The organism is Sphingomonas lacunae, assembly GCF_012979535.1.
GTDB classification, from domain to species: Bacteria; Pseudomonadota; Alphaproteobacteria; order Sphingomonadales; family Sphingomonadaceae; genus Sphingopyxis; species Sphingopyxis lacunae.
In genome coordinates, this window is sequence record NZ_CP053015.1 from 139,063 (window position 1) to 163,256 (window position 24,194).

Annotated in this window: 20 protein-coding genes and 1 pseudogene; 8 read left to right on the top strand and 13 right to left on the bottom strand. The window is 62.0% G+C overall.

The features are described 5' to 3' along the window. Positions 1–24: 24 nt before the first annotated feature. The 4 genes from ribA to GV829_RS00625 form a co-directional block, all read right to left on the bottom strand. Positions 25–1,095: a GTP cyclohydrolase II gene (ribA, locus tag GV829_RS00610; protein ID WP_246202921.1), complete on the bottom strand. Its 1,071-nt coding sequence runs from the start codon at positions 1,093–1,095 to the stop codon at positions 25–27. Continuing rightward, positions 1,092–1,886 carry an exodeoxyribonuclease III gene (locus GV829_RS00615; RefSeq protein ID WP_169943349.1) on the bottom strand — a complete coding sequence of 265 codons (795 nt, stop codon included), beginning with the start codon at positions 1,884–1,886 and terminating at the stop codon, positions 1,092–1,094. The genes ribA and GV829_RS00615 overlap by 4 nt, the downstream gene beginning before the upstream one ends. Positions 1,887–2,301: 415 nt before the next feature. Then, the gene (locus tag GV829_RS00620) at positions 2,302–2,979 is read right to left on the bottom strand and encodes a LolA family protein (protein ID WP_169943350.1); all 678 of its coding nucleotides are present in this window, start codon (positions 2,977–2,979) and stop codon (positions 2,302–2,304) included. Positions 2,980–3,088: 109 nt separating this feature from the next. Continuing rightward, positions 3,089–5,452, bottom strand: coding sequence for a DNA translocase FtsK (locus GV829_RS00625; RefSeq protein WP_169943351.1), 2,364 nt, complete (start codon positions 5,450–5,452; stop codon positions 3,089–3,091). Between the two features lie 160 nt (positions 5,453–5,612). Between GV829_RS00625 and GV829_RS00630 the strand changes: the two genes are divergently transcribed. Further along, positions 5,613–6,878, top strand: coding sequence for an FAD-dependent monooxygenase (locus GV829_RS00630; RefSeq protein ID WP_169943352.1), 1,266 nt, complete (start codon positions 5,613–5,615; stop codon positions 6,876–6,878). A 121-nt stretch (positions 6,879–6,999) separates the two neighbouring features. Here GV829_RS00630 and GV829_RS00635 read toward each other — a convergent pair whose 3' ends face one another. Genes GV829_RS00635 through GV829_RS00645 form a run of 3 tightly spaced genes read right to left on the bottom strand, consistent with a single transcriptional unit; the run spans position 7,000 to position 10,840 of the window. Beyond that, positions 7,000–8,277 carry an O-antigen ligase domain-containing protein gene (locus tag GV829_RS00635; protein ID WP_169943353.1) on the bottom strand — a complete coding sequence of 426 codons (1,278 nt, stop codon included), beginning with the start codon at positions 8,275–8,277 and terminating at the stop codon, positions 7,000–7,002. Next, positions 8,232–9,644 carry a GumC family protein gene (locus GV829_RS00640; protein ID WP_169943354.1) on the bottom strand — a complete coding sequence of 471 codons (1,413 nt, stop codon included), beginning with the start codon at positions 9,642–9,644 and terminating at the stop codon, positions 8,232–8,234. The genes GV829_RS00635 and GV829_RS00640 overlap by 46 nt, the downstream gene beginning before the upstream one ends. Before the next feature lie 5 nt (positions 9,645–9,649). Further along, a complete protein-coding gene (locus GV829_RS00645) occupies positions 9,650–10,840 on the bottom strand; it encodes a polysaccharide biosynthesis/export family protein (protein WP_169943355.1) in 1,191 nt (396 codons plus the stop codon). Here GV829_RS00645 and GV829_RS00650 point away from each other — a divergent pair. The 4 genes from GV829_RS00650 to GV829_RS00665 all read left to right on the top strand — a co-directional run bounded on the left by GV829_RS00650 (position 10,839) and on the right by GV829_RS00665 (position 14,245). Further along, positions 10,839–11,093 carry a hypothetical protein gene (locus GV829_RS00650; protein WP_169943356.1) on the top strand — a complete coding sequence of 85 codons (255 nt, stop codon included), beginning with the start codon at positions 10,839–10,841 and terminating at the stop codon, positions 11,091–11,093. The genes GV829_RS00645 and GV829_RS00650 overlap by 2 nt on opposite strands. Positions 11,094–11,180: 87 nt before the next feature. Continuing rightward, complete coding sequence (locus GV829_RS00655) at positions 11,181–11,732, top strand: heme NO-binding domain-containing protein (RefSeq protein ID WP_169943357.1); 552 nt, start codon at positions 11,181–11,183, stop codon at positions 11,730–11,732. Then, positions 11,729–13,180, top strand: coding sequence for a sigma-54-dependent transcriptional regulator (locus tag GV829_RS00660; RefSeq protein ID WP_169943358.1), 1,452 nt, complete (start codon positions 11,729–11,731; stop codon positions 13,178–13,180). The genes GV829_RS00655 and GV829_RS00660 overlap by 4 nt, the downstream gene beginning before the upstream one ends. An 87-nt stretch (positions 13,181–13,267) precedes the next feature. Next, the gene (locus GV829_RS00665; RefSeq protein ID WP_169943359.1) at positions 13,268–14,245 is read left to right on the top strand and encodes an NADPH:quinone oxidoreductase family protein; all 978 of its coding nucleotides are present in this window, start codon (positions 13,268–13,270) and stop codon (positions 14,243–14,245) included. Positions 14,246–14,273: 28 nt separating this feature from the next. On the opposite strand, the gene GV829_RS00670 is transcribed toward GV829_RS00665, so the two are convergent. Further along, positions 14,274–15,065, bottom strand: coding sequence for an SDR family oxidoreductase (locus tag GV829_RS00670; protein ID WP_169943360.1), 792 nt, complete (start codon positions 15,063–15,065; stop codon positions 14,274–14,276). Between the two features lie 751 nt (positions 15,066–15,816). Then, entirely contained in the window at positions 15,817–16,653 is an 837-nt protein-coding gene (locus GV829_RS00675; protein ID WP_169943361.1) for an SDR family oxidoreductase, read from the bottom strand. A 158-nt stretch (positions 16,654–16,811) separates the two neighbouring features. On the opposite strand from GV829_RS00675, the gene aat reads away from it, so the two are divergent. After that, on the top strand, positions 16,812–17,627 hold the full coding sequence (gene aat / locus GV829_RS00680; RefSeq protein ID WP_425505428.1) for a leucyl/phenylalanyl-tRNA--protein transferase: 816 nt from the start codon (positions 16,812–16,814) through the stop codon (positions 17,625–17,627). A 35-nt stretch (positions 17,628–17,662) separates the two neighbouring features. On the opposite strand, the pseudogene GV829_RS00685 reads toward aat, so the two are convergent. The 4 genes and pseudogenes from GV829_RS00685 to GV829_RS00700 all read right to left on the bottom strand — a co-directional run. Beyond that, positions 17,663–17,899, bottom strand: a pseudogene (locus GV829_RS00685) (DUF2155 domain-containing protein); the annotation flags it as partial. Positions 17,900–18,087: 188 nt separating this feature from the next. Continuing rightward, positions 18,088–18,471 carry an NADH:ubiquinone oxidoreductase subunit NDUFA12 gene (locus GV829_RS00690; protein ID WP_169943362.1) on the bottom strand — a complete coding sequence of 128 codons (384 nt, stop codon included), beginning with the start codon at positions 18,469–18,471 and terminating at the stop codon, positions 18,088–18,090. Between the two features lie 66 nt (positions 18,472–18,537). Continuing rightward, positions 18,538–19,017 carry a DUF192 domain-containing protein gene (locus GV829_RS00695; RefSeq protein ID WP_169943363.1) on the bottom strand — a complete coding sequence of 160 codons (480 nt, stop codon included), beginning with the start codon at positions 19,015–19,017 and terminating at the stop codon, positions 18,538–18,540. A 77-nt stretch (positions 19,018–19,094) separates the two neighbouring features. Beyond that, positions 19,095–19,631 carry a regulatory protein RecX gene (locus GV829_RS00700; protein WP_169943364.1) on the bottom strand — a complete coding sequence of 179 codons (537 nt, stop codon included), beginning with the start codon at positions 19,629–19,631 and terminating at the stop codon, positions 19,095–19,097. 195 nt (positions 19,632–19,826) lie between these two features. On the opposite strand from GV829_RS00700, the gene GV829_RS00705 reads away from it, so the two are divergent. Together GV829_RS00705 and GV829_RS00710 are read left to right on the top strand one after the other, a co-directional pair. Continuing rightward, a complete protein-coding gene (locus GV829_RS00705; protein ID WP_169947762.1) occupies positions 19,827–21,575 on the top strand; it encodes a fatty acyl-AMP ligase in 1,749 nt (582 codons plus the stop codon). 136 nt (positions 21,576–21,711) lie between these two features. Continuing rightward, positions 21,712–24,063, top strand: a complete 2,352-nt coding sequence (locus tag GV829_RS00710; RefSeq protein ID WP_246202922.1) for a putative bifunctional diguanylate cyclase/phosphodiesterase — start codon at positions 21,712–21,714, stop codon at positions 24,061–24,063. Positions 24,064–24,194 lie beyond the last annotated feature (131 nt).

The following is a 24,194-nucleotide window of genomic DNA, read 5'->3' on the forward strand; positions in this document are numbered from 1 at the left end:
CCGACCGGCTGGACAAGCCAACCGCTAGAGCTGGTGCCCTGTCCGGTCGCGCTTGGTGGCGAGGTAGCGTTCGTTGTGGACATTGGTCGGCAGGGCCAGCGGCAGGCGCTCGATCACCCGCACCCCCTCCTTCTCCAGCCGCGCCACCTTTTCGGGATTGTTGGTCATCAACCGCACCGCATCAACGCCGAGCAGGCTCAGCATCCGCGCTGCGATGCCGAAATCACGGGCTTCAACCGGAAAGCCGAGCCGCGTGTTGGCGTCGACCGTATCAAACCCCTGATCCTGCAACTGATAGGCGCGCAACTTGTTGATCAGGCCAATGCCCCGCCCTTCCTGCCTGAGGTAGAGAAGGATGCCCCATGGAGCGCCAGCAATGTCGTGCAGCGCGGCGTGCAGTTGCGGGCCGCAATCGCATTTGAGGCTGCCCAGCACATCGCCGGTCAGGCATTCGCTGTGAAGCCGCACCACTGGCGGGCTGCTGTCACGCTGGCCGAGAATCAGCGCGACATGTTCGCGCGGGTCCTCGCGGCTGCGATAGGCGACCAATTCGCCGCTCTCGCTTGCTTCCACGGGCAGGCGGGCGCGCGCCGCGATCGTCAGTCGTAAAGGGTCGGCATAGTCGGCAATCGCCGTCACACTCGTTTCCGCCTCAACCGGCGCAGCGTTGTCATCACTGACAAACCAGGCCGGCAACACACCGGCATGGCGCGCCAATACTATTGCAGCGGCGGCGGCATCCTCAACACCCAGAGGATCGGTGCGGAACGGTCCCTTCATCGGGTTGGCGAGGTCCAGCGCGGGATCGGCAATCGCCATGCCTCGGGCTGCGGTCCGGTCGCTGCCCAGCGCAATGCGCACAGGGCCGGGCGAGGCCGCCGCCAGTTGGTTGGTCAGTTTGAGCGTCGCCGCCCGCTCCCCGGAAATCAGCAGAGCATCAGGCGAAAACCCCGCCAGCACCGCATCGGTCGCGCTTTCCACCGGCAACAGCCGCAGCGCGCCCGCCGCGCCCGCCACGCGCACCGGCCAGCCACGCCGCAGCGCGTCAATCGCCCGCGCCGCACTGCGCGTATCATGGGCGCCGTCACCGCTCAAAAATGAAACTCCGTCACCAGCGGGATGTGGTCCGAGGGCTTGCCCCAGTCGCGGCACTGTTCATGTACCCGGTGCCCCTTGGCAGCCGGGGCCACATCGGGGGTGGCCCACATATGGTCCAGCCGCCTTCCCCTGTCGGACTTGCGCCAATCCTGCGCGCGGTAGCTCCACCAGGTGTACAGCCGCTCCGGCGCCTTGATGAAGGTCCGGCCCAAATCGGTCCAGTTGGCTGCCGCCTGCAACCGGCCCAGCGTTTCCACCTCGATCGGCGTATGGCTGACAACATCGAGCAGCGCCTTGTGGCTCCACACGTCGCATTCCAGCGGGGCGATGTTGAAGTCACCGACGAGGATGGTGGGATGCTCCAGCGTACCCGACCAGTCGATCATGCGACCGAGGAAGTCGAGCTTTTGCCCGAACTTGGGGTTCTTGTCCCGGTCGGGTATATCGCCGCCCGCCGGGATATAGACATTTTCGAGCCGCACCCCGTTGGGCAGGGCGACGCCCAGATGCCGCGCCTCGCCATTGGCCTGCCAGTCAAAGCGGTTGTCACGGGCCATCGGCACCTTGCTGACGATGGCGACGCCATGGTGCATCTTTTGCCCGTTGACGATGATATGGTCATAGCCCCGGCTGGCGAAGAGTTCGTGCGGGAACAGTTCGTCAACCACCTTGGTCTCTTGCAGGCACAGGATGTCGGGCGCTTCCTCATCGAGGAACTGACCGACAATATCGGCACGGGCACGGACGCTGTTGATGTTCCAGGAGGCAATGCGCAGGGGCGAGGTCATTGGCGTCGCTTAACCACGCAAACCTCCCAACGCAAACCAAAGTCTTTGCGCGATACCCGGCCGCTTCGGCTTGCCGACGGGAAAGGCTACCCGCTGATGGCGAAAAAAAGGCCACAAAAAACCCCCGCTCCAGGGGCGGCGGAGCGGGGGTTCAAAATGTCGCTCGTCACGCATTTTGACGCGAGGCAGCGAGCACTGGCCTGATCAACAGGGGGGAACATCAAGCCAAGCTGTCAGTGCCGCCTCATTCGCCCTGATACTGTCCAAATCTGTCGCGCAGATGAACGAAGCTGAACGAATCGGCCACCTGTGCGACGAACCGTTGCGGCCAAGCGATCATGCGACCAGGCGCAACAAACGGCACGGATACTGGCAATTTCCAGCCGAATCGCCCGCCCGCCGTGGACCCGGTCCATCAGCGACCCCGCGTGGTCTGCCTCGGGTCACGCCATCGGAACATATTGTCGGCCACAGGGACATTGTACCGCTGGTTGCTGAGGCGGATCGACGTCCGCTGGTTCTGCGCGTCGAGGGCCACCCAGCCATAAAGCTTGAGCCCCGCCGGACTGGCGGCGTCGCGGATGAACACCATGGTGATCATGCCATATTCGGGCCGCGACGGGTCGCGAACCTCGACGCTGATGGTGTTGCGGTCGCCCGTATCGATCAACCGGCCATAACGGACCAGATTGGCCTCCGGGTCTATCAGCACAGACAGCGGCGAATTGCGGATCGGCCAACGTTGCACCTGCCGCACTTCATAATCGATCAGCGTCAGCGACCGGCCATCGGCGACAATCAGCAGCGGATTGCCCGGCGCATATTGGAAACGGATGCGGCCCGGCTGGCGCAAGGTCAGGCGTCCGTTCTGCACCTGCCCCGACCGGTCCGACTGGCTGAAATCAGCCACCAGACTGGTCATCGCACTCAAATGCTGTTGCACCCGCAACAGGTCCCCGGTCAGGGCTGGCGTGGCCCGCGGTGCCGTGCGCGTCTGGGCGGCGAGCGGCTGTGCCAGCGGCAAGGTGGCAAAGGCGCCCAAACCCAGCGCGCCGGTAAGCAACAATGCGACAGTCTTGGTCAGTCGGGACATCGGATCAATCGGCTTTCATCTGAAACAGGGGGCGGACATTGCACCGCCGGATGCCGGTCTGCGCCATGCGGCTTGAATGCGCGCTGAACCCGGCTGGCTGGTCGCTCGGTCAATCATCCTCGCCGCCGCGCCGCCTCGGTTTGCCGCTGCGATCGACCAGAACATCGCGGCGACCCAGATGGTTGGCGGAACTGATAATGCCGTCAGCTTCCATCCGGTCTATATGTCGTGCCGCTGTATTGTAGCCGATACGCAAGGCACGCTGGACGCTGGAGATGGAAGCACGCTGGCTGTCGATCACCACCTGACAGGCCTGGGCATATTGGCGGTCCTCGGCACTGTCGCTGATCGACTCACCTTCATAGATATAGTCGCCGCCTTCCGCCGGTTCCTCGGTCACCGCCTCGACATAGGTGGGTTGGCCCTGTGCGCGCCAATGGTCGGCGACCATCCGCACCTCGTCATCGGAAACGAAGGGTCCGTGGATGCGGATCGGTTGCTTGCCGCCTGCCATGTACAGCATGTCGCCCTTGCCGAGCAGTTGCTCTGCCCCCTGCTCGCCCAAAATGGTCCGGCTGTCGATCTTGCTGGTGACGTGAAAGGAAATGCGCGTCGGCAGATTGGCCTTGATCACACCTGTGATGACATCGACCGACGGCCGCTGTGTCGCGAGGATCAGGTGAATGCCCGCAGCACGCGCCTTTTGCGCGATGCGCTGGATCAGCACCTCGACTTCCTTGCCAGCCGTGATCATCAGGTCGGCCAGTTCGTCGACCACCACGACAATCTGCGGCATCGGCTCGAAGTCGAGATTTTCCTCCTCATAGATCGGCCGCCCGGTTTCGGGGTCAAAGCCGGTTTGCACCTGCCGCCGCAGCGACTTGCCCGCCGCTTTGGCAGCGCGAACCTTTTCATTGAAGCTGGCGAGGTTGCGCACCGACAGATTGGCCATCATGCGATAGCGGTCTTCCATCTGCTCCACCGCCCATTTCAGTGCACGGATCGCCTTGGCTGGTTCGGTGACCACCGGCGCGAGCAGATGCGGTATCCCGTCATAGACGCTGAGTTCCAGCATCTTGGGATCGATCAGGATCATCCGGCACTGGTCGGGGGTCAACCGATAGAGCAGCGACAGGATCATGCCATTGAGACCGACCGACTTGCCCGAACCTGTCGTGCCCGCAATCAGCAGGTGCGGCATAGGCGCCAGATCAGCGATCACCGGATCGCCAAAGATGTTCTTGCCCAGCACGATGGGCAATTGCCCCTGTTGCGACTGGAATGCGTCGCTGGCGATCAGCTGGTGCAACACCACCGGTTCGGTCTTGGCATTCGGCAATTCGATGCCGATCACCGTGCGGCCAGGGATGGGGGCGATGCGCGCAGAAAGGGCGGACATGTTCCGGGCAATGTCATCGGCCAGATTGCTGACCCGGCTGGCCTTGGTGCCCGGTGCGGGTTCCAGTTCATACATGGTGACGACTGGTCCCTGGCGCACTGCCTTGACCGATCCCTTGACCTGGAAGTCCTCCAGCACCGATTCCAGCAACCGGGCGTTGCGTTCCAGCGCACCCTTGTCGATCGCGGTGCCACTGCGTTCAGGCGCCGGGCTCAAAAGGTCGAGCGGCGGCAGCGAACTGTCCGCGAACATGTCGGCCTGTTGCGGGGAAATGCGCCGGGTACCAGCGACCGGTGCCGGAGCCGCATCGACAATTTCCGGCGCCGGGCGATTATCGGGCACGACCGGGCGACGCGGGCCGCCAGCGGTTGTCGCGGTTTGCGGGCGAAAGACGTCGTCTTCCTCGTCAAATGTGTCGGGCTCGACTCCCCCACCCTTTGCCGATTGCAACCGTTCTGCGCCGCGGCGCAGCAACAGCCCGGTCAGCGCCGCCAGCGGCCCCGCCAGCGACAGGCTGCGCAGCCACAGCGACAATCCGCCCAAACCCAGTATCAGGAATAGCGACCAGCGCACCAGCCGGGCGACAGACTCTGTGCTGTTTGCAAGCAGGGAGTCGAGCGGTTGCTCAACCAGCAGGCCGATCAGGCCGCCCATTCCAGCCGTCAGGTCCCGGCCTGGCGTATTTTCATAAGCTGCCAAAGCAATTGCCACCAACAGCATGCCGATCAGGCCGACACTCAGCCGGCGTGGCTTTTCATGATGGTCAACCCCGGCAATCAGCCGCCAGCCCAGGCGCGCCACCATTGGCACCAGCATCCAAGCCGCCCACCCGGCCGTCAGCAACAACAGGCTAGCCATCCATGCACCGGGACGGCCGATCCAGTTGGCAGCAGGTCCGCCCGCTGCGGTGGTCAGGCTGGGGTCGCTCGAACTGTAACTGGCCAGCGCCAACAACATGATCAGCGCCATCAGGCACAGCGCGCCGCCAATGATCACATGGCTCGACCGCACCAATGTGGAGCGAAAGAATCCGTCCCATTCATGGGCCGGCCGGGTCGGGCTGCGGGTTGCCATTCAAAGCTGCCTTGTCACTGTCCGGAACTGTCGGCGACCTCGTGCCGCCCATTCCCTGCACTATGCCCGCGCGCTGGACTCGCCGTCAAGCAATGGCGTGTTTCGCATTGGCAGCAGACGACCCGACGCGTAGAGGAGGCGGCATAACAGGAGTCGTCCGATGCCGGTTGAACCCGCTCTCCCTTTGACCCAGTCCGCGCCACGCCACGCTCACGCCGACGTGCTGATTTCAGGCGGCGGCCTTGTGGGCCACAGCCTTGCCCTCGCCCTGGCGGCACATGGCCTGACCAGCATTGTCGTTGATCCGGCAGACCCGGCCAAAACCCTGGCCGCCGAATTTGATGGTCGCGCGTCGGCTATTGCCAGCGGGGCATGGAAAATGATGGAGGCTATCGGCCTCGCTCCCCGGCTTGAGGGACATGGCTGTCCGATTGAGCGCATCTGGGTTTCCGACGGGCTCAAGCCCGGTGAGCTGGATTTCGCTGTTCCCGAAGGCGACGGTTTTCTTGGCATCATGTTCGAAAACCGACGGATGCGGACGGCGTTGGCCGAAGCAGCGTCGGACCATGCGCTGATAGACAATCGCGCCCCTGTCACCACCGCCAGCATCAACCGGGACGACCATGGGGCCACCCTGACGCTGACCGACGGCAGCATTCTGACCGCACCCTTGCTCGCGGTGTGTGAAGGCCGCCGCTCCTCGACACGCGATGCGGAACGGATGATGATGGCGCAATGGTCCTATCATCATGGCGCCATGGTCGGCGCCATTGCCCATGAACACAGCCATGAGAACGTCGCCTACGAGATCTTCTATCCGGAGGGACCCTTTGCACTGCTGCCGCTCAACGACCTGCCGGATGGCCGTCATCGCTGCGCTTTTGTCTGGAGCGTCGGGGAAAAGGAGGCGCCCGCTTTCATGAAGCTTGGTCCGCGCGGGTACAAGGCGGAGATGATGAAGCGCATGGGCGGCATATTGGGCGACATAGAGGAAATCGCGCCCCGCAGCGTCTATCCGCTTGGTTTCCAGCATAGCGCAAAGATGGTGGCCCAGCGCATGGCCTTGGTCGGGGACAGCGCGCATGGCATTCACCCCATCGCCGGCCAGGGCTTCAACCTGGGCCTGCGCGACGTTGCCACCCTCGCCGAAGTGCTGGTCGATGCGGCCCGGTTGGGCCTTGATCTCGGCGATGCTCAGGTGCTCGAACGCTATGAACGCTGGCGCAGCCTCGACAATCTGGCGGTTGCAGCGGCTACCGATGGCCTGACACGCCTGTTCGGCATTCCGGGCAAGGCCGCCAGTGCCGTCCGCCGCTTCGGCCTCGCCGGGGTCCAGCGCAGCAATCTCGCCAAACAATTCTTCATGGCCGAAGCGCGCGGGGAGACCGGCGACCTGCCCAAATTGCTCGCCGGCATGACCGTTTGACCAAAACCTGCCGGCCCATGCCGGTAAATGCTGAAAATCATTTTGGAACAATGATTTATTCGATATTTCCGGGACCATTGCACAGCCTTGCAAAGCCCGCTTATCCGCTCTAGCTGGCCCTCTACCCGGCGCGAGGCACTTGCTCGCGGCGCAGCGCAATACCCATGATGAGCAGCGCCGGCCAAGTCAGATAGGTCAGCACCTCCATATTCTCTCCGAAACTATAGAGAGCATAAACCAGGATCATCGACAGGCCGACCCGGCCAATGTCGCGCGTTACCGCCACGCGAAAGGTCACGAACAAAGTGACAGCCATGGGTATGGCAAAGGCCAACAAGCCGGCCAGTCCCTTGACGAAAAGCAGGCCATACCAGCTGTGGTGGCTGCCGATCGGCATATATTCGACCAGATGCGGTCCGCGTTCGACAACCCCATGGCCGAACCAATAGGCTTCATTCTCCCACCGTTCGATGGCAATCCGGCCCAAAGTCTCTCGCACCCGCGTTGAATCCGCACGGGCCCCGGCGAAATCCGCCTGAACCTGATTGGCAAGGTCAATCAGCGCAGGGGCGAACCACGCAGCCAGCAATATCGCTGGTGCGGCGACGAACCACACCCAGGCCTTTGACAATTTGGAAACAGCCCAAGACATCGGCCATACCAGCAACAACGCGACCAAGGCCAATCGCGACTGTGACAACAGCCCGACAAGCAGTCCGGCAGAGACGCCCCAAGCCTTCCACCTGGGGTCCTTTTCCTCAAGCGCGCACAACAGATATATAACAGCCATCATCCCGGCTGCGGGCGACCATGGGGCAAAAAACTGCCAGCGCGGCGTCCCGACACCCGGTTCAAGGGTATAGAGTATCACGGCGAAATATTCGTCGCCCGATCCCCCAACCACCTTCAGCGGCGAAACCCAAAGTTTGGAAGGCAAACCGGCAAAGGGGGCGACAAGAAAGATCGGCAGGATCAAGATCGTCTGTTTGCCCAACCGACAGATAGCCCGGTAAATCACTTCAGCCCGTATGCACAGGCACGCGCCTGCCAGCGGATACAACGCAATCAGCGCCCAGCCTTTGGCCCAGCCAACACTGGATTTGATGGTCGGCCCGGTGCCAAGAGAGAAATTTCGGTGCCCGATCCACAAGATGATCAGCATCGCCACCATACCGATCAGCCATACCAGGATCGGCCAGCTGATCGGCACCGGCCGTTCCCGGACAGGCAGAACATCTCCGAAGAAATAGGCCCGGGCCACCAGCGCAGCCAAGATCCAGCCGAGAACCGGGCCAAGAATGTATAGCCCCCCGACAAGATACAGCCACCAGGTCGACGTGATCGCAAAGACGATCAGGCGTTCGGGAAGAATTTCCGGATCAGCGGCTGACGCAGCCATGTCAGAAGGAATCCCATGATGATGAGGATGGTGGCCGCTGTGGCTCCAGCGATCGCAATCACCGTGGACGGGCTGGATGGGCCGCGCGGTAGCGATGGTTCTTCCAGCGTCTGGACCAGCGGATAGGACGCGAACGGATCCTGCTTGTTGGTGTCGACGCGCGCCAGCGCCGAGGAAAACACGGCTTCGGCGATTCGATGGTCGCGGGTCAAGTCAGCCAGCTCGGCTGCTTGGGTAACCAGCAAACCTGCCCTGCCCTGTTGCTGGGCAAGGTCTCCCCGAATTTCCCGAAGGGCCGCCGAAGTCCCTGCCCGCCGAATGTCTGCGGCAATCATGCCTTCGATGAGCGATGATCGTCCGTCCGAGACCGAAAGGTCCACCATGCGCAGCAATTGCTCGTCGCCAAGCCCCGTCAGCTCACGGCCTCGGCGGGCTAGCGCGGTGCGAAGCGTGTCGCGCTCGGCTTGCACCTGCGCCAGGTCGCCATGCCCCTCGCCCAGCGTAGCGGACTTCTGCTCCGCATCGGCGTCCAAAGCGGCATAGCGTTCCACCAGCCGTTGGAACATCGGGTCTGAACGCAACCGCAATGTGTTGTTACCCAGCGCAGTCCCGGCATTCAAAGCCGAGGAAAATCTAGAACTCTCGGCACTTTGTTGCCGCAAGGTCGTTCGCACTTCCCGTTCGCGATCGCGCAGGGAGTCTATCGCTGAGATGCGATTGTTGAACTGCTCCACAGACACCATGCCATGCTGCGCCTGAAAGGCGAGCAATGCCCGTTCGGTCTCCCGCACCTTGGCTTCCAGTTCCTGCAAATGCCGCGTATCGGCCTGTTCGCGCTTGGCGGCTTCATCCGCGCGAAGCCTGTCCAACTGCGTGAGAAAGGCTTGGCGCAGCGCGGTTGCTCGGCGTTGCGCCTGTTGGGGAGAGGCTCCAGCAATATCGATCTGGATCAGGTTGGTCTGATCGGTCAGCTCGACCTTTGGCCCAGGAAAAGCGTCCTCATTTTCCTTGAGTATCCGAGCGCTTTGACGAAGCGTGATGTCTGCCATCAGCAACCGCTTGTAATTCTCGGTCGGGCTTAGTGTCGTCGAGGAAAAGGCAGAAGCTGCCGAAGACTGGGCTTGGCCAATGCTCTCGACGTTCAACGTGCTGCCGGCGCCCGACCCAGGCAGGATCAGCGTAAAATGGCTGGTGTAACTTCGCGGAGCGAGCACAAGATAGGCCCCTGTAGCGGTCCACACCGCGATCAGCGCCGGTGCCATGGCAACTACATAGCGCTTGTAACGGCCCGGAGAAGGCAGACCATCGCGAATGTACGTCCAGATGCGCAGCAGCCGCCGAGGCTTGGCGATCACTTCATGCCTCATGGCTCTCAGTCCTTTACGCTGTTGAAAAGGACATACGGCGTGACAGAGGCGCTAACGGTGCTGATAACCTCACGCAGGTTCATTGCCATGCTGTCATAGCAGACGATGGAATCGCCAGGCATCAGATACGGGTCGTAGGCATCCCTGTCCGACCCGCGAACCAATCGTTCGACCGACCGGGAAATCACCACTGACTGACCGGTAACCGGATTGCGCGAGATCAGGACTGCCGAACGCCCCGCGTTCATCGCTGACCCGCCAACACAGTTTGCCGAGACCAGTCCCTGCAAAAACCGGGTTCCATATGGCAGGCTGGTCGATTCCGAGCCGATGGCGGAAGCACCATTACCCTGAGCCGGCCCCGAAAGATTGGACATGAATACACGGATCCCGGGAATGGTGATTGAAGAAGGCCGCACAAGTTCCGGCTGAAGGCATCCGACACTGCCGACGATGATCCTGTCGCCGGTCGCAAGAGCAACATCACTGACAGTGGTGCCATCAAGCGCACCGCGCATGTCCACACGCGCCCATTGACCGCCACGGATCAGCACAACGTCACTGATCGAAGCGTCCGGTCTGACACCGCCCGCTGCGCGCAATGCCGTGGAGAGCGTCCGGTTGACATTCAGATCACCCGAGGCAGGGTTGGCCACCATCATGGATCTGGTGTCGGCCTGCCGTTCCCCAACACGGGCAATGCCACTGCCAAAGACAGCGCCGGTTACAGGAATAGGCAATCCAGCTTGTTCGACATGCTGCAGACGAATATTGCCAGTCACCGCCCTGACAATGCCACGGTTCAGCAGCTCAGCCCGCAAGTCCCGCTCCAAAGCATCAACGGTCTTCCCGGCAGCCCTGACACGAATGCCTCCTGCCAACTCCATCATGCCGTTGCCCGAAACAATGTAACTGCCAGTGTATCGGGCAGTGTCGCCGGCGATAGTCAGTTGCAGCCTGTCCCCCTCCGCAACACTGTTCACCGCATTTGTCAGCGAATGCACTGGCACTTCCTGCAAACCGGCAACCTCCGCCGGAACGGGAGCGACCTGGCATTGAGGTGTCTCTGGCCTAAAACGCGCCTGCTGTTCCCGAGCATAGAGGCTACCCGGTGCATTGCGGGGTGTCTCCATCGTTGCACAGCCCGAGAGGAGCATAGCTGGTATCAGTATTGCCACCAACGCGGCTTTCGGCATGAATGCGGTCATCATCGGTCCTCTGGCAACAGCAATGACTGTCGCGTTCCGGCATCAGGTCAGCAATCGCCGTGCCAGATGCGGACAAATGCCGGGACAACGTTGTTTTTTCGCAAAATGCACCACCATTCCGGACCGTCCGTTTGCGTTTTGCAAAGGAATTGAATGGCAGAATGCAAACGCTCAGCGTTGCAATTCGCAAATGGGGCATGACCGAAGTGGCCTGAAAGGGCGTTTTCGCATTTTGGCATGACGATTGCGTGGAGGGTTGAGACAGGGAGTCGAGCCAGATCCGATCTCCAGAGTCATGTCGGGCGATGGCCACTAAGAGGTAACAGGAATGAAGGGTATCATATTTGCCGAGCTGGTCCGCTTCATGGAAGAGACCCAATCGGCAGCTTTTGCAGACTCTGTCATTCGCGCTGCGGACATCCCCTCCGACGGGGCATACGGTGCGGCGAACAACTATCCCTCGAGTGAGGCGCTCAAACTGGTCGCCACTGCCTCGGAACACTCCGGCGTTCCCCAAGACGAACTATGTGTCTTATTTGGCCACTATCTCTTTCGTCGCTTCACTCTTCTCTATTCCTATCTCATTGAGGCCTATGAGACAGCCGAAGACTTGCTGATGCACATTGGCTCGCACATCCATGCCGACGTCTGCGTGCTGTATCCTGATGCCCGTCCGCCACAAGTGAGCCTGGTCAAGCTTTCAGACCAGACAATCGTGACCTATAGTTCCTATCGCCCGATGGCGATGATCGCACTCGGTTTGGTTCAGCAGTGCATGGTGCACTTCGGTGATCCCAGACAGGTGACGTGCGAAGTCACCAATAAAGGTCGTCAGGCAACCTTCGTGCTGGTGGAACCCGACCAGGAGGCAGCAGCGTGACCCACGGCACTATTCTGGTTGTCGAGGATATAGCCTCTCTTGCCATGGCCTACGCAGCGCAGCTTGAGAGCGCCGGCTATGCTTGTGTGATAGCCGATTCAGGCGCAGCCGCAATCGCCGAACTGGACCGTCATGGCGACCGGATCAAAGGCATATTGCTCGACCTGCAACTCCCCGACACCGACGGCCTGGAATTGTTGCAGACCAATGGCGGCATTACATCGCGATGGCCGGTTGTCGTTGCAACAGCCGACGGTTCGATCAACCGCGCAATTGAAGCCATGCGTCTGGGTGCCTTTGATTTTCTGGTAAAGCCACTCGCTCCACAACGGCTGATAACTATCATGCGCAGCGCTGTGCAGCCGTTGGAGGCGCTCGCAACCCCTGCCCGAACACCGGTTCGCGCCGCTACCACCAACGGATTCATGGGCTTTGTCGGGATGTCGCCGCCAATGCTCGGCGTTTATCGCCAGATCGAAAATGTGGCACGAAGTCGCGCCACCGTCTTCATCACGGGCGAAAGCGGCACCGGCAAGGAAGTGTGCGCCGAGGCCATCCACAAGGCGAGCCCCCGGGGCGGAAAACCGTTCATTGCCATCAATTGCGGCGCCATCCCCGAAGACTTGCTGGAATCCGAATTGTTTGGCCATCTGAAAGGCAGTTTCACCGGCGCTGTCAGTGACCGGATCGGCGCCGTCCAAGCGGCTCAGGGCGGAACCCTGTTCCTCGACGAGATTTGCGAAATGGAGTTGAGATTGCAGGTCAAGCTGCTCCGTTTCCTGCAAACCGGGACCGTGCAAAGGGTCGGCTCCAACCGGACGGAGGATGTCGACGTGCGCATCATATGCGCCACCAACCGCGACCCGGAAGCGGAAGTCGCTGCGGGCCGGTTCCGCGAAGATCTGTATTACCGGCTCGCTGTTGTGCCGATCGAACTGCCGCCACTGCGTGCAAGGGGACATGACATTGAACTGATTGCCAACACCTTCCTGCAACGCTTTGGCAAGGAAGAGGGCAAGAATTTCGACCGAATTACGCCGGAGTTCGCTCGGGGCCTCGCCAGTCACAAATGGCCGGGAAATGTCCGTGAACTGCAGAATCTGATCAGGCGGGCAGCCGTCATGTTTGAGGGCCCCGCTTTGCCCGAGGAAGCGCTGCCACGTATGGCGAGGCTGCCCCGTGAAAGCGCCGCCTTGTCGGCGGAGCCGGTTACCGGCCAAAGCCCCGCCTGCAAGGACCCAGCCGCTCCGGTTGCACCTTTGGCGACGGATGATTTGGCCGGGTTGCTGCGCGGTATGACCCTTGATGACATCGAGCGATTGGTCGTTGAAACAGCGATCACAGACGCTGGAGGCAGCCTGCCGGCGGCGGCCCGCGCGCTGGGTGTCAGCCCGTCGACGCTGTACCGCAAGCGCGAACGTTGGATCGAACAAGGGCTCGCCAGCTGACCGATACCCTCCCATCCTCCGCAGCTTGCCTGTCGCCCGGTCACGGCCCAAGAGATAAGCAGAAACAGATGTGACGAGGAGAATGGGATGCGGGCGCTGGTCGTCTCCGAACTGGCTGCCGATTATGGCGGCACATGGGTGCAGGACATCCCTACCCCCAGGCCCGGCCTGGGCGAGGCTCTCGTCAGGGTAAGGGCCGCAGCGGTCAATTTCCCCGACCTGCTGATGACCCGGGGCGAATATCAGCTCAAGCCGCCGCTTCCCTTTGTTGCGGGTATGGAGTTTTCCGGGGAAGTTGCCGAAGTCGGCGAAGGATGCGACCGGTCGCTGATCGGCGAGGCGGTGCTGGGCGCCAACCGCATCGGCGCCATGGCAGAGTTTGCCCTGGTGCCCGCAGCCACCCTCAGGCCCAAGCCCGAACGCCTGAGCTGGGCGGAAGCCGCCGGATATCGAGCCGCCTATCTGACCGCATGGGTCAGTCTAGTGCGACGGGCGCAGGTGCAACCGGGCGAATGGGTGCTGGTGCACGGATCGGCGGGCGGGGTAGGCTTGGCCACCGTTGACCTTGCCAACCAGCTGGGCGCGCGGGTTATCGCGGCGGGCAGTTCGCCCGAAAAGCTGGCGAAAGTGCAGCAACTCTATGCTCCCGATGCAATTGTTGATGTGCGGCAGGGCTTTCGCGAACAGGTCAAGGCCATCACCGGCGGGGCGGGGGCAGATGTGATTTTTGACCCCGTGGGAGGGGATATTTTTGACGAGAGCACCCGCTGTATCGCCTTTGACGGGCGGTTGCTGGTCATCGGATTCACCAGCGGGCGGATTCCTTCGGTCAATGCCAACATCCCGCTGATCAAGGGCTTTTCGGTCATGGGCGTCAGGGCCGGGGAATATGGGCGGCAATTCCCCGAAAAGGGCGCGGAAAATCTGGCCATGGTCGATGCCATGGCGGCGGACGGGCGCATCCGGCCGCATGTCTCCGCCGCGCTGCCGCTGGACCAGTGGCGCGAGGGCTTTGACCTGCTGGCCAACCGTCAGGTGGTCGGCAAGGCGGTGCTGATCCCCTGAGGGGCCCGCACCGCCCGGCAAAATAGCGTCAGCCCGACAAGCCTTTGGATGTATCCATGCGGCTGGCGTCACCCAATTGCGAGCCACCGTCGACATCGAGGATGGTGCCGGTGACATAGCGGGCGGATTCGCTTGACAGGAACACTGCGGCCTCTGCGATTTCGTCAATTTCTCCCCAGCGTTTCAAGGGAATGCGCTCAAAATGCTTGGCCCGGTCCGCCCCCTCGGGCGAGAGGCGAGCCATGCCCTCGGTCCCGGCGATCGGGCCAGGGGAAATGCCATTGACCCGCACATTGGGCCCCCATTCCATCGCCAGAACACGGACAAGCTGGTTGATGCCGGCCTTGGCCGCACAGGCATGGGCCTGCATCGCCATCGGATTGACTGCCTGTCCGGCGGTGATGGCGATCAGTGAGGCATTGTCGTTGAGCAGGTCATGACATCCGCGGAAAACATTGAAGGTGCCGTTGAGGTCGATATCGACCACGGTGCGAAAGGCGTTGGCCGACATGCCGAGCGCGGGCGCGAGAAAATTGCCGGCGGCGCCGGATACGACCACGTCCATTTTGCCAAAAGTCTCGACAATATGTTCCATCGACGCGCGGATCGCGCCGTAATCCCGCACGTCCGAGGACAGGCCAATGGCGCCATGACCGATCTCGGCAGCGGCATTGGCGGCCTTTTCAGGATTGCGGCCAACGACGGCGACCTTGGCACCCAGCTCGGCGAAACGCTTGGCGATGCCGAGATTGATCCCGCTGGTGCCGCCCGCGACAAACACCACCTTGCCGTCGAACAGGCCGTCCCTGAATGCACTCATCAATCTTCTCCCTGTAGCTCGTTCGGGCAGAGGGCTGTCACCGCAAAGCGGGAAAAGCAAGCTGACAGTTGCTGCGGGGCAAGCGACGAGTCGCACGGTCGCACAACAAGCCCCTGCGCGGCGGGAGACAAAAGGCCAGTCAGCATGGAAAAACGGTTGACACTGGTTGACACTCCAGAGGGGGGATTCAACGGCCGCCTGCGGGTTTCAGGGCGGTTTTTCGAGTGTGGTGTAAACTTAATACAGCAATACAATGAAGGCTGCTTTGTTGCCTTGGCCGTGTCGCCGGTCGTCGCCCCGGACCTGATCCGGGGCAGCCATCGTGTGGACGCAGCGTTGGTGTGTTGACGGCAGCGGGCCCGGATCAGGTCCGGGCCGACGGCTGCTGGAGGGCTGGATACCCCCAACCAGTCATTGCGAGGAGCGGAGCGACGCGGCAATCTAGACTGGGCGTCCACCGTCCTGGATTGCTTCGCCCGGCCAGAGGCCAGACTCGCAATGACGGGGGAGTATGAGCCGTCGTCTCCCCTCGCCCGCTTCAGGGGGAGAGGGAGGGAGGGTCTCACACTTGAGCCCGTGTAGGAAAGCTGAATTTGATCCATCTTTTCCCGATGGCCGGCAATGGCGCAATTGAGACCGAAAGGTCTCCAACAACGCCCCCGAAAGCTGATGATTGAAGAGTTGCCGAGATCCATGTTTCCCATGGGAACGGACATGGAAGACGCGGCCCACCGCTGCTCCACCAAGCTGATCACAGAATATACTGATCCCCTGCCGCCCTGATGGTGATGTCGCCGATGCTGACGCCGAGCGGCTGGTTGATCGCGTAGAGTATGGCGTCGGCGATATGCTCTGGCGCGAGGGCGGCGTAGGTGATGTTGGCGGGGTCGAGCTTTTCGGGCGGGTAGGCGCCCTGTGGCAGCTTTTCGGCGAGTTCGGCGAATTCGGGCATGTTTTGCGCCATGATGCCGACGATGGCGGCGGGGTTGATGACGCCGCTGCCGAGGTTGGTGCCGGGGACGCCGGTCGGCTTGATGATCGTCACCTTGATCTTGCCGCGCGTGTCGACGCGGAAGCTTTCGGAGAAATAGTTCACCGCCGCCTTGGTCGCGCCATAGACTGCCGAGCCGAGGACGGGGTGGTTGCCGTAGATGGACGAGAGGTTGATGACATGGCCGTGGCCCTGCGCGATCATCTGGTCATGCACGGCGACGCAGCCGTTGACCACGCCCTTGAAATTGATGTCGATGCACTGGTGCCATTTGTCGAGGGCGATGGCGTGATCAGCCATCAGTGCGAGCGGCATGGTGCCGGCATTGTTGACCATCACATCAATCGCACCATAGGCGGCGACCGCTGCGGCGGCGAGGGCGCGCATCCGGTCGATCTGTGTGACGTCGACGGCGATGGCCTGGGCGGTGCCTCCACTCGCACGGATGGCGGCGGCGACGGCTTCGGCGGCGTCGAGGTTGATGTCGCCCAGCGTGACCTTGGCGCCCGCCGCCGCGGCTTTCTCAGCGACCAACTTGCCAAAGCCGCTGCCCGCACCGGTGATGATGATGCTCTTGCCATAGATATGATCGGTCATGCGCGCTCTCCCCTGTTTGGCGGGAGTGGAGCGGAAGGGCCGGGATTTTGCAACTGGCGGGAATGGGGGTGGCAGCCAGGACCAATGGAGGCGGCTTGAGTTCCTCCGCCACTGTCCCGATAGGGGAAGAGCGACAGAGGATGGAAGGCAACGAGAGAATGCGTGGCGCACCTGCACAGGGCTGGCCCATGGGTCCGGACGGTCCGGTCATTCCTCCGGAAACCTTGTTACTGGCCTATGCCAATGGCCTGTTCCCGATGGCCGACAGCGCGACCGACGAGGAGATTTACTGGGTCGAGCCGCGCATCCGGGCGATCTTGCCGCTGGATGGTTTTCACCTGTCCCGCTCGCTGGCCAAGACAGTAAGGCGCGACCGGTTCCGGGTGACCCGCGACACCGCCTTTGAGCGGGTGATGGCGCTGTGCGCCGAAGCGGCGGAAGGGCGCGAGGACACGTGGATCAACCCGCTGATCAAGCGCAGCTATGCCGGCCTGTTCCGCATCGGCCACGCCCACAGCATCGAGTGCTGGGAGGGCGAGGCGCTGGTCGGTGGTCTCTATGGTGTGTCGCTGGGCCGCGCCTTTTTCGGGGAATCCATGTTCTCCCGCCGGACCGACGCATCAAAGGTGGCGCTGGCACATCTGGTGGCGCGGCTCAGGGTGGGCGGGTTTGACCTGCTCGATTGCCAGTTCATGACCAGCCACCTCGCAAGTCTCGGCGCGGTGGAGATTCCGCAAGCCGACTATCTTGACCTGCTTTACCGGTCGGCAGCGGGGGCGGTCTCCGCCGGAGCACTCTCGTCAGCCGGTGAGTCGGCAGCGGGCTCTGGCGCGGCGGCAGGAACATCGGCAGCGGGCGACTGGGCCTCGCTCGATGGCCTGGGCGCGGCCGGACGATCCGACGGAGCTGGCTCGTCCCGAATCTCCACCTCGCCCGGCCAACTCATCGTGCAGCTTCTGACGAAAACGTCATAGATCGGGTGCTGGACGATATTGCGGTCGGGCCGTTCCTTGAACAGCCAGCCGGAAAAGACGCGGCGCCATTCATCCTGGCCATAATCAAGCACGATCAGCTGGACGAAGGCACCGGTTTCCGGCGGGGATTCCCACTGGGCCGTCCGTTCGCAGGCGCGCAGGCGAATAACGGCGCGGCCTACGCGGATGCTTTCGCCGGGCTTGAGCGTGATGTCACGAACCAGCCCGTTGCGCTTGTTGAGGAGACCGAGGACGGCGACCCGTTCGGCCATGGGCGTGACGCCGGCGAGCGGATCTGACCCGTCAGCGGCAACACGCTGTTTCGGCAGCGGGCGGGCGTCAGCCGGCGGCGGGGGCGGTTCGTCCGCCTGGCGGTTGCAGGCAGCGAGCGTCAGACACAAGAGGGCTGTGGCCGATGCAGCGGCGAGCCGTAAGCCCAATTGCGGGACGCGGCGCCTGATCACGCGGCGTCGGGCGTCCAAGCCTGATAATCGCCCGAAGCGGGCGCACGCTTGCCGCCGCGCTCCAGCGAGCCGGCCGGACGATAGGCGGCCACGGTACCGGTAAGATTGGGCGTCGGCTCTGCCTGCCAGTCCCGCACCGGGGGCAGCGAGTCAGGCAGGTCTTCATGCGTGTGGTGCAACCAGCCATGCCATTCCGGCGGAACCCGGCTGGCATCGTTTGAGCCCTGGTATATCACCCAGCGGCGCGAGCCGTCGCGCGACGCGAAATAGCGGTTGCCGAGCGAATCCTCGCCGACCTTTGTGCCCTTGCGCGCGCTAAAGAGCAAAGTGCCAATGGTGGCACCGTCCCACCAGGTGAAGATTTTCGACAAGATACCCATGGCGAGCCGCTTACCCCCGAGCGCGCGCCGGGGCAAGGCGCAACCGCAGCATTGATGGAACCGGCGTCACGGCTTTTCCCAACGGACAATGGCGCTTTCATCCAGGCCGAGGCGGGCAGCCGACCCACCGGCCAGTTCGAGCACCGCAGCGACTTCACCGCCGCTCACAATCGGTTCCAGCGATTCGGGCGGAGTGTTTTCCGCAATACGGTCAATGCTGCCGTCGGCGCGGATGAACAGCAGATCGAGCGGGATCAACGTATCCTTCATCCAGAAGGAGGCGGCTTTGGGCGGATCAAAGGGGAAAATCATGCCCCTGTCCGGCGCGAGCGAGGTGCGCATCATCAGGCCGCGCTGCTGTTCAGCCGTTGTCGCCGCCACCTCAACCGTGAAGCGATGGGTCTGGCTGCCTTGCTGGATCGTCAATGGAACGAGACGCAGGCCGGATTCGGCCACCGGACCATCCGCACCCGCTCCGGAACAGCCACCAAGGCCGAGCGCGGCACCGGCCAGGAGCAAGGCGAAAAAGCGGGAAGCTGAAGTCATGCGTGGCGGTCCTGTACCCGGCCGGAAACGGTCACCACCGTCATAGGCCAGAGTGGCAGGCGAAGTGAAGGGGGCGCTCACCCCTCGTCGAGCAGCGACACATCTGCTCCTGGTGCCATATCGAGGACGCGGCGGGAGAGACGGTGATCATGACCGGCACGCAGGAAAGCAGCCAGCATCTTTTGCCTTTTGGCGGGGTCCTGCTCAATCTCGGACGCATAGGGACCCCATCGGCGGCGTTCAGCGAGGCGCAGGGCGGCCATGATTCGGTTGGCGTCGACCAGTTCATCGGCAGCGATCCGATCAGGTTCCGCGATACCAGCCTGGTAAATGGCGGCATCCACCCGCCGCTTTCCATACCCCCGTCGGGTCAGTGAACGCGCCTTGATCTCGGCAAAGGCGGCGTCGTTGACATAGCCGTAGCCGACCATGCTGGTGACCAGGCGTTCGACATCGGGCGGCCCCTCCCCTTCCCAGCCGCGCTCGGCAAGCTTGCGAGTGAGGTAGCGAGTCAGCTTGGCGCGGCTGGTGGCAAAACGGCTGACATAAGCCAGCGCCAGTTCGCTGAGCGATTCAGCCGTCAAAGGGCGGGCTTTGCGTTCGGTCCGCGACATCGCCCCACTAATGCCACAGTCAGGCCGGAATTTGAACGCCACTGGCGCGCAAGGCAGGCTCACGCTATTGAGGCCTCGATCAGGCCAAAGCCAGGGAACGCAGCGCGTGGATCCGACCAGCCCCAACAAGGCAAGGGCGGCAGTCTGCGACAGAAGATTCGAAGGAGCGCACGGGTGGCCAATCCGTCCGACGAGATGACAATCAACACGCCGGCAACGACGGAGTTGCAACCAACAGCAACCGATGACGCGCTGCCACGCCGTTTTGCTGACTTTACCACCATGGGCGAGGCGCTGGATTATGCGGCACAGGGAGAGCGCGGCCTGAACTTCCACGATCCCCGCGGCAAGCTGGCTCGTCCCTATCCCTATCGCGAGATGCGCGAGGACGCGCTCGCCATGGCCTATCGCCTGATCGCCCATGGCATCAAGCCCGGCGACCGGATCGCGCTGGTGGCGGAAACGAGCCCGGAGTTCGCCGCACTATTTTTTGGCACCATCTATGCCGGGGCCTGGCCCGTCCCCTTGCCTTTGCCGACCAGCTTTGGCGGACGCGGCGCTTATGTCGACCAATTAGCAGTGCAGCTCTCCAGCTGCGCGCCGAACATCCTTTTCTACCCGCCGGAAATTGCCGAGATGGGCGCCGACGCCGCTTCGGCCCAATCGGTCGAAGGCATTGCCTGGGATGACTTCATCGCCCGCCCGGCGACACCGGTCGCCCTGCCAAAGGCGAAAAGCGATGACATTGCCTATTTGCAGTATAGCAGTGGATCTACCCGCTTTCCGCACGGTGTGGCCGTGACCCACCATGCGCTGTTGAACAATCTGGCAGCGCATTCGCACGGCATGCATGTGCAGCCGGGTGATCGCTGTGTTTCTTGGCTGCCCTGGTATCATGACATGGGCCTTGTCGGCTGCCTCCTCTCGCCGGTCGCCAACCAGGTGTCTGCCGACTATCTCAAGACAGAGGATTTCGCCCGTCGCCCGCTGGCCTGGCTGGACCTGATCAGTCGCAACAAGGGGACCACCCTCTCCTATTCGCCGACCTTTGGCTATGAAATCTGCGCGCGCCGCGTGTCCAGCCAGACCCATGCGTCCGAACGGTTCGATCTGTCACGCTGGCGCGTGGCGGGCAATGGCGCGGACATGATTCGCCCCGATGTGATGCAGCGTTTTGTCGACACCTTCAGTGAAGCCGGTTTCAGCGCCAAGGCGTTCCTGCCGAGCTACGGCCTTGCCGAAGCGACGCTGGCGGTTTCGATAATGCCGCCGGGTGAGGGCATCGTTGTCGAACTGGTCGAAGAAACCGAATTGTCGGGTGGCGACAGTCAGGGTGATCGGCCACAGCGGTTCCGCGCCATTGTCAATTGCGGCAAGGCCGCCCGCGACATGACCATCGAAATCCGCGACGAAGACGGCAATATCCTGCCCGATCGGCAAATCGGCAAGGTTTGGTGCACGGGTCCCAGCCTGATGGTCGGCTATTTCCGCGATGAAGAGGCTACCAAGGCATGTATGGCCGATGGCTGGCTCGACACGGGCGACATGGGATATCTGTCCGACGGCTATATTTACATCGTCGGTCGCGCCAAGGACATGATCATCATCAATGGCAAGAACCATTGGCCGCAAGACATTGAATGGGCGGTGGAACAACTGCCGGGTTTCAAGTCGGGAGACATTGCCGCCTTTGCGATAACCACAAGTGGTGGCGAAGAAACCCCTGCCGTTCTGGTCCAGTGCCGCACCAGCGACACCAGCGAGCGGCAGCGTTTGCACAATGAAATCCGCGAACGGGTGCGATCGATCACAGGGATGAACTGCATTGTCGAACTGGTCCCGCCACGGACATTGCCGCGCACCAGTTCAGGCAAGCTCAGCCGATCCAAGGCGCGCAGCCTGTATCTTTCAGGTGAAATCCAGCCCTATGAGCTGGCGGCCTGACGAGGGAACCGCCACCAACCCTGTTTCGATGCCGCCAAGGACAGATGGACAATGTGGCGGAATGCGCCGGAAATTTTTGGCAGGGGCCATCCGATAATAACCAAACAATAACCGGATGACCGCTAAGGCTCGTCGCATGACCGGGCCGCAAAGCGACATTCACGACAGTGCAACAGTACCGTTGAAAACGGTGTTGCTGGGCGGCGATCTGCCCGGATTGGAAATGTCGGCCCTTCGCGCCCAGCAGATTGATGCGGTGCGCGGGCGTACCATCATCCAACTGCTTTCGATATTGGTTGGGGGCGTCGCGATTGGCTTGGACAATCTCAACCGCCAGCCCTTGTGGATGGTCGGAGGCTATGTAGCCGCTGTTGCTCTGGTTTGCGGATTGCGCTTCTTCATGCGTGAATCCCGTCGCAATGCCTGGATCTATGGCGCCCAAGGCGGGACCAAGCGGGAAATAGCTCTGGGTCTGGTGACTGCGCTGGTTTTGACCGCCCCATTGCTCTTCTTTGCTTGGAGTGGCGACCGCGATGCCACAGAGAATGCGTGGATCATCCTCGCCGGCATGATGGCAGTCTATGGCTTTGCGACATTGGAAGTGCCCATCCTGTATGCAGCAGTGATGCCGGCAGTAGGTGTCATTTCAGCTCTTGCGCTGACACTTGTTGGCAACCCCACGGGGGCAATAGCCGTCCTTGCCTTTACCTTCATTGGCCTCGGTGCCATCATCAAACATGGTCATGATTTCATCCGTTACGAGCTTGTCGGCCGACGAGCCGAGGAACAGACCGAAACGGTCAGCCTTTTGCTGCGCGAATTTGAGGACGCAGGTTCCGACTGGCTTTGGCAGGTCGATGCCAATCGCCGGATAACCAAGGCTTCGCCGCGCTTTGCCCATGCAGTCGGTCGTGACCCGAGCGAGCTGGAAGGTCTCAGCATTCTCCAGTTGCTCGCAGGCGAGCACTGGAGCACCGGCAAATTTCCGCCGGCACTGCATGATCTGGCCAATCGCCTGAACCGCAAGGAGAGCTTTGCCAGTCTGCTGGTGCCGGTGGCGCTCGACGAGCGCACCCGCTGGTGGGAACTGTCGGCATCTCCGAGCTATGATTCATCGGGCGTGTTCATTGGCTTCCGCGGGGTCGGTTCAGACGTCACCGAACAGCGCGCCTCGGCAGATCGCATCGCCCATCTGGCCCGCTTTGACGCTTTGACCGGTTTGCCCAACCGCCTGTATCTGAACGAAACGCTCGCTGGCGCCCTGGAACAGGCTGCGGCATGGCGCCGGCGTTGCGCTTTCATCATGATCGACCTCGACCGCTTCAAGGCGGTGAATGATACGCTGGGCCATCCTATTGGTGACAGGCTGCTGGCTCAGGTGGCAGCGCGGATGAAACAATTCGGCACCGAATCGGTCATTGCCGGCCGACTGGGCGGTGACGAATTTGGTGTGGTCCTGCGCGAGATTGACGGCGTCGATACGGTAGAACGCCTTGGTCAACGCATCATCGACGTAGTGTCGCGCCCATATGAAATCGACCAGCATACACTCTATGTGGGGGCCAGCCTGGGTTATGCGGTGGGGCCGCGTGATGGAGCCACCGTCGAAGCTCTGACGCGCAATGCTGACTTGGCCCTGTACCGGTCCAAGGATCAGGGCGGCGGCGTGATCAACAGTTACGAGCCGACACTCCATGACCAGGCCCGTGAACGCCGCGAAATCGAAATCGAACTGCGTTCTGCCTTGGGCCGCGACGAATTCATGGTGCATTATCAACCGGTGGTCCATTCGGACGGACGGGTTGACGGGTTCGAGGCACTGTTGCGCTGGAACAGCAAGAAGCTGGGCCCTGTCTCGCCGGTGAAATTCATCCCGGTCGCGGAAGATACGCGTTTGATTGGGCCCATTGGCGAATGGGTTTTACAGACAGCCTGCCACGAGGCGGCGCGTTGGCCATCAAATACCAAGGTTGCAGTCAATGTATCCGCCGAGCAGCTTAGCTCTCCGGGATTTGTCGCCAGCGTGATGAAAGCCCTGGCCCACAGCGGCATTGCGCCAAACCGGCTGGAACTGGAAGTTACCGAAAGTGTGTTCCTGCGCGAAGTTTCCGGCGCAATGGCAACACTAGATCAGGTGCGGGCGCTGGGCGTGAAGCTGGTGCTCGACGATTTTGGCACTGGATATTCATCGCTGGGTTACCTGCGAATGGGCCAGTTTTCGACGATCAAGGTCGACCGCAGTTTCGTTCAGGGTGCCCTCAAGGGCGCGCGGGAATCCATCGCCATCGTCCGCGCGGTGGTTGCGTTGGCAGACAGCCTGGAAATGTCGACGACTGCAGAAGGCGTCGAAAATCAGGAAGAGGCAGATGCCATCGTCGCCTTGGGCTGCAAGAAATTGCAGGGCTATCACTTCGGGCGGCCCATGTCAGCCGAAGATGCCTTTGCCATCTTTGATGGCGGCGCACGACGCATTGCCGTTGGCGGCTGATCAACGGGAGAGCGGTCGGACAGCACCGCGATTCGCGGCTGTTCACTGAGGCTCTCACGGTTCATCGACGCCAAGGCTCGGCTCATCCTGAGGCTGCAAATAGCAGCAGTGGACTTCACTCAACTCAACCC

Coding starts and splice junctions, on each gene's coding strand:
- GV829_RS00615 (WP_169943349.1), bottom strand. CDS start 1,886: ATGACCTCGCCCCTGCGCATTGCCTCCTGGAACATCAACAGCGTCCGT.
- GV829_RS00620 (WP_169943350.1), bottom strand. CDS start 2,979: ATGTCCCGACTGACCAAGACTGTCGCATTGTTGCTTACCGGCGCGCTG.
- GV829_RS00625 (WP_169943351.1), bottom strand. CDS start 5,452: ATGGCAACCCGCAGCCCGACCCGGCCGGCCCATGAATGGGACGGATTC.
- GV829_RS00630 (WP_169943352.1), top strand. CDS start 5,613: ATGCCGGTTGAACCCGCTCTCCCTTTGACCCAGTCCGCGCCACGCCAC.
- GV829_RS00635 (WP_169943353.1), bottom strand. CDS start 8,277: ATGGCTGCGTCAGCCGCTGATCCGGAAATTCTTCCCGAACGCCTGATC.
- GV829_RS00640 (WP_169943354.1), bottom strand. CDS start 9,644: ATGAGGCATGAAGTGATCGCCAAGCCTCGGCGGCTGCTGCGCATCTGG.
- GV829_RS00650 (WP_169943356.1), top strand. CDS start 10,839: ATGAATGCGGTCATCATCGGTCCTCTGGCAACAGCAATGACTGTCGCG.
- GV829_RS00645 (WP_169943355.1), bottom strand. CDS start 10,840: ATGCCGAAAGCCGCGTTGGTGGCAATACTGATACCAGCTATGCTCCTC.
- GV829_RS00655 (WP_169943357.1), top strand. CDS start 11,181: ATGAAGGGTATCATATTTGCCGAGCTGGTCCGCTTCATGGAAGAGACC.
- GV829_RS00665 (WP_169943359.1), top strand. CDS start 13,268: ATGCGGGCGCTGGTCGTCTCCGAACTGGCTGCCGATTATGGCGGCACA.
- GV829_RS00670 (WP_169943360.1), bottom strand. CDS start 15,065: ATGAGTGCATTCAGGGACGGCCTGTTCGACGGCAAGGTGGTGTTTGTC.
- GV829_RS00675 (WP_169943361.1), bottom strand. CDS start 16,653: ATGACCGATCATATCTATGGCAAGAGCATCATCATCACCGGTGCGGGC.
- aat (WP_425505428.1), top strand. CDS start 16,812: ATGCGTGGCGCACCTGCACAGGGCTGGCCCATGGGTCCGGACGGTCCG.
- GV829_RS00690 (WP_169943362.1), bottom strand. CDS start 18,471: ATGGGTATCTTGTCGAAAATCTTCACCTGGTGGGACGGTGCCACCATT.
- GV829_RS00695 (WP_169943363.1), bottom strand. CDS start 19,017: ATGACTTCAGCTTCCCGCTTTTTCGCCTTGCTCCTGGCCGGTGCCGCG.
- GV829_RS00700 (WP_169943364.1), bottom strand. CDS start 19,631: ATGTCGCGGACCGAACGCAAAGCCCGCCCTTTGACGGCTGAATCGCTC.
- GV829_RS00705 (WP_169947762.1), top strand. CDS start 19,827: ATGACAATCAACACGCCGGCAACGACGGAGTTGCAACCAACAGCAACC.
- GV829_RS00710 (WP_246202922.1), top strand. CDS start 21,712: ATGACCGGGCCGCAAAGCGACATTCACGACAGTGCAACAGTACCGTTG.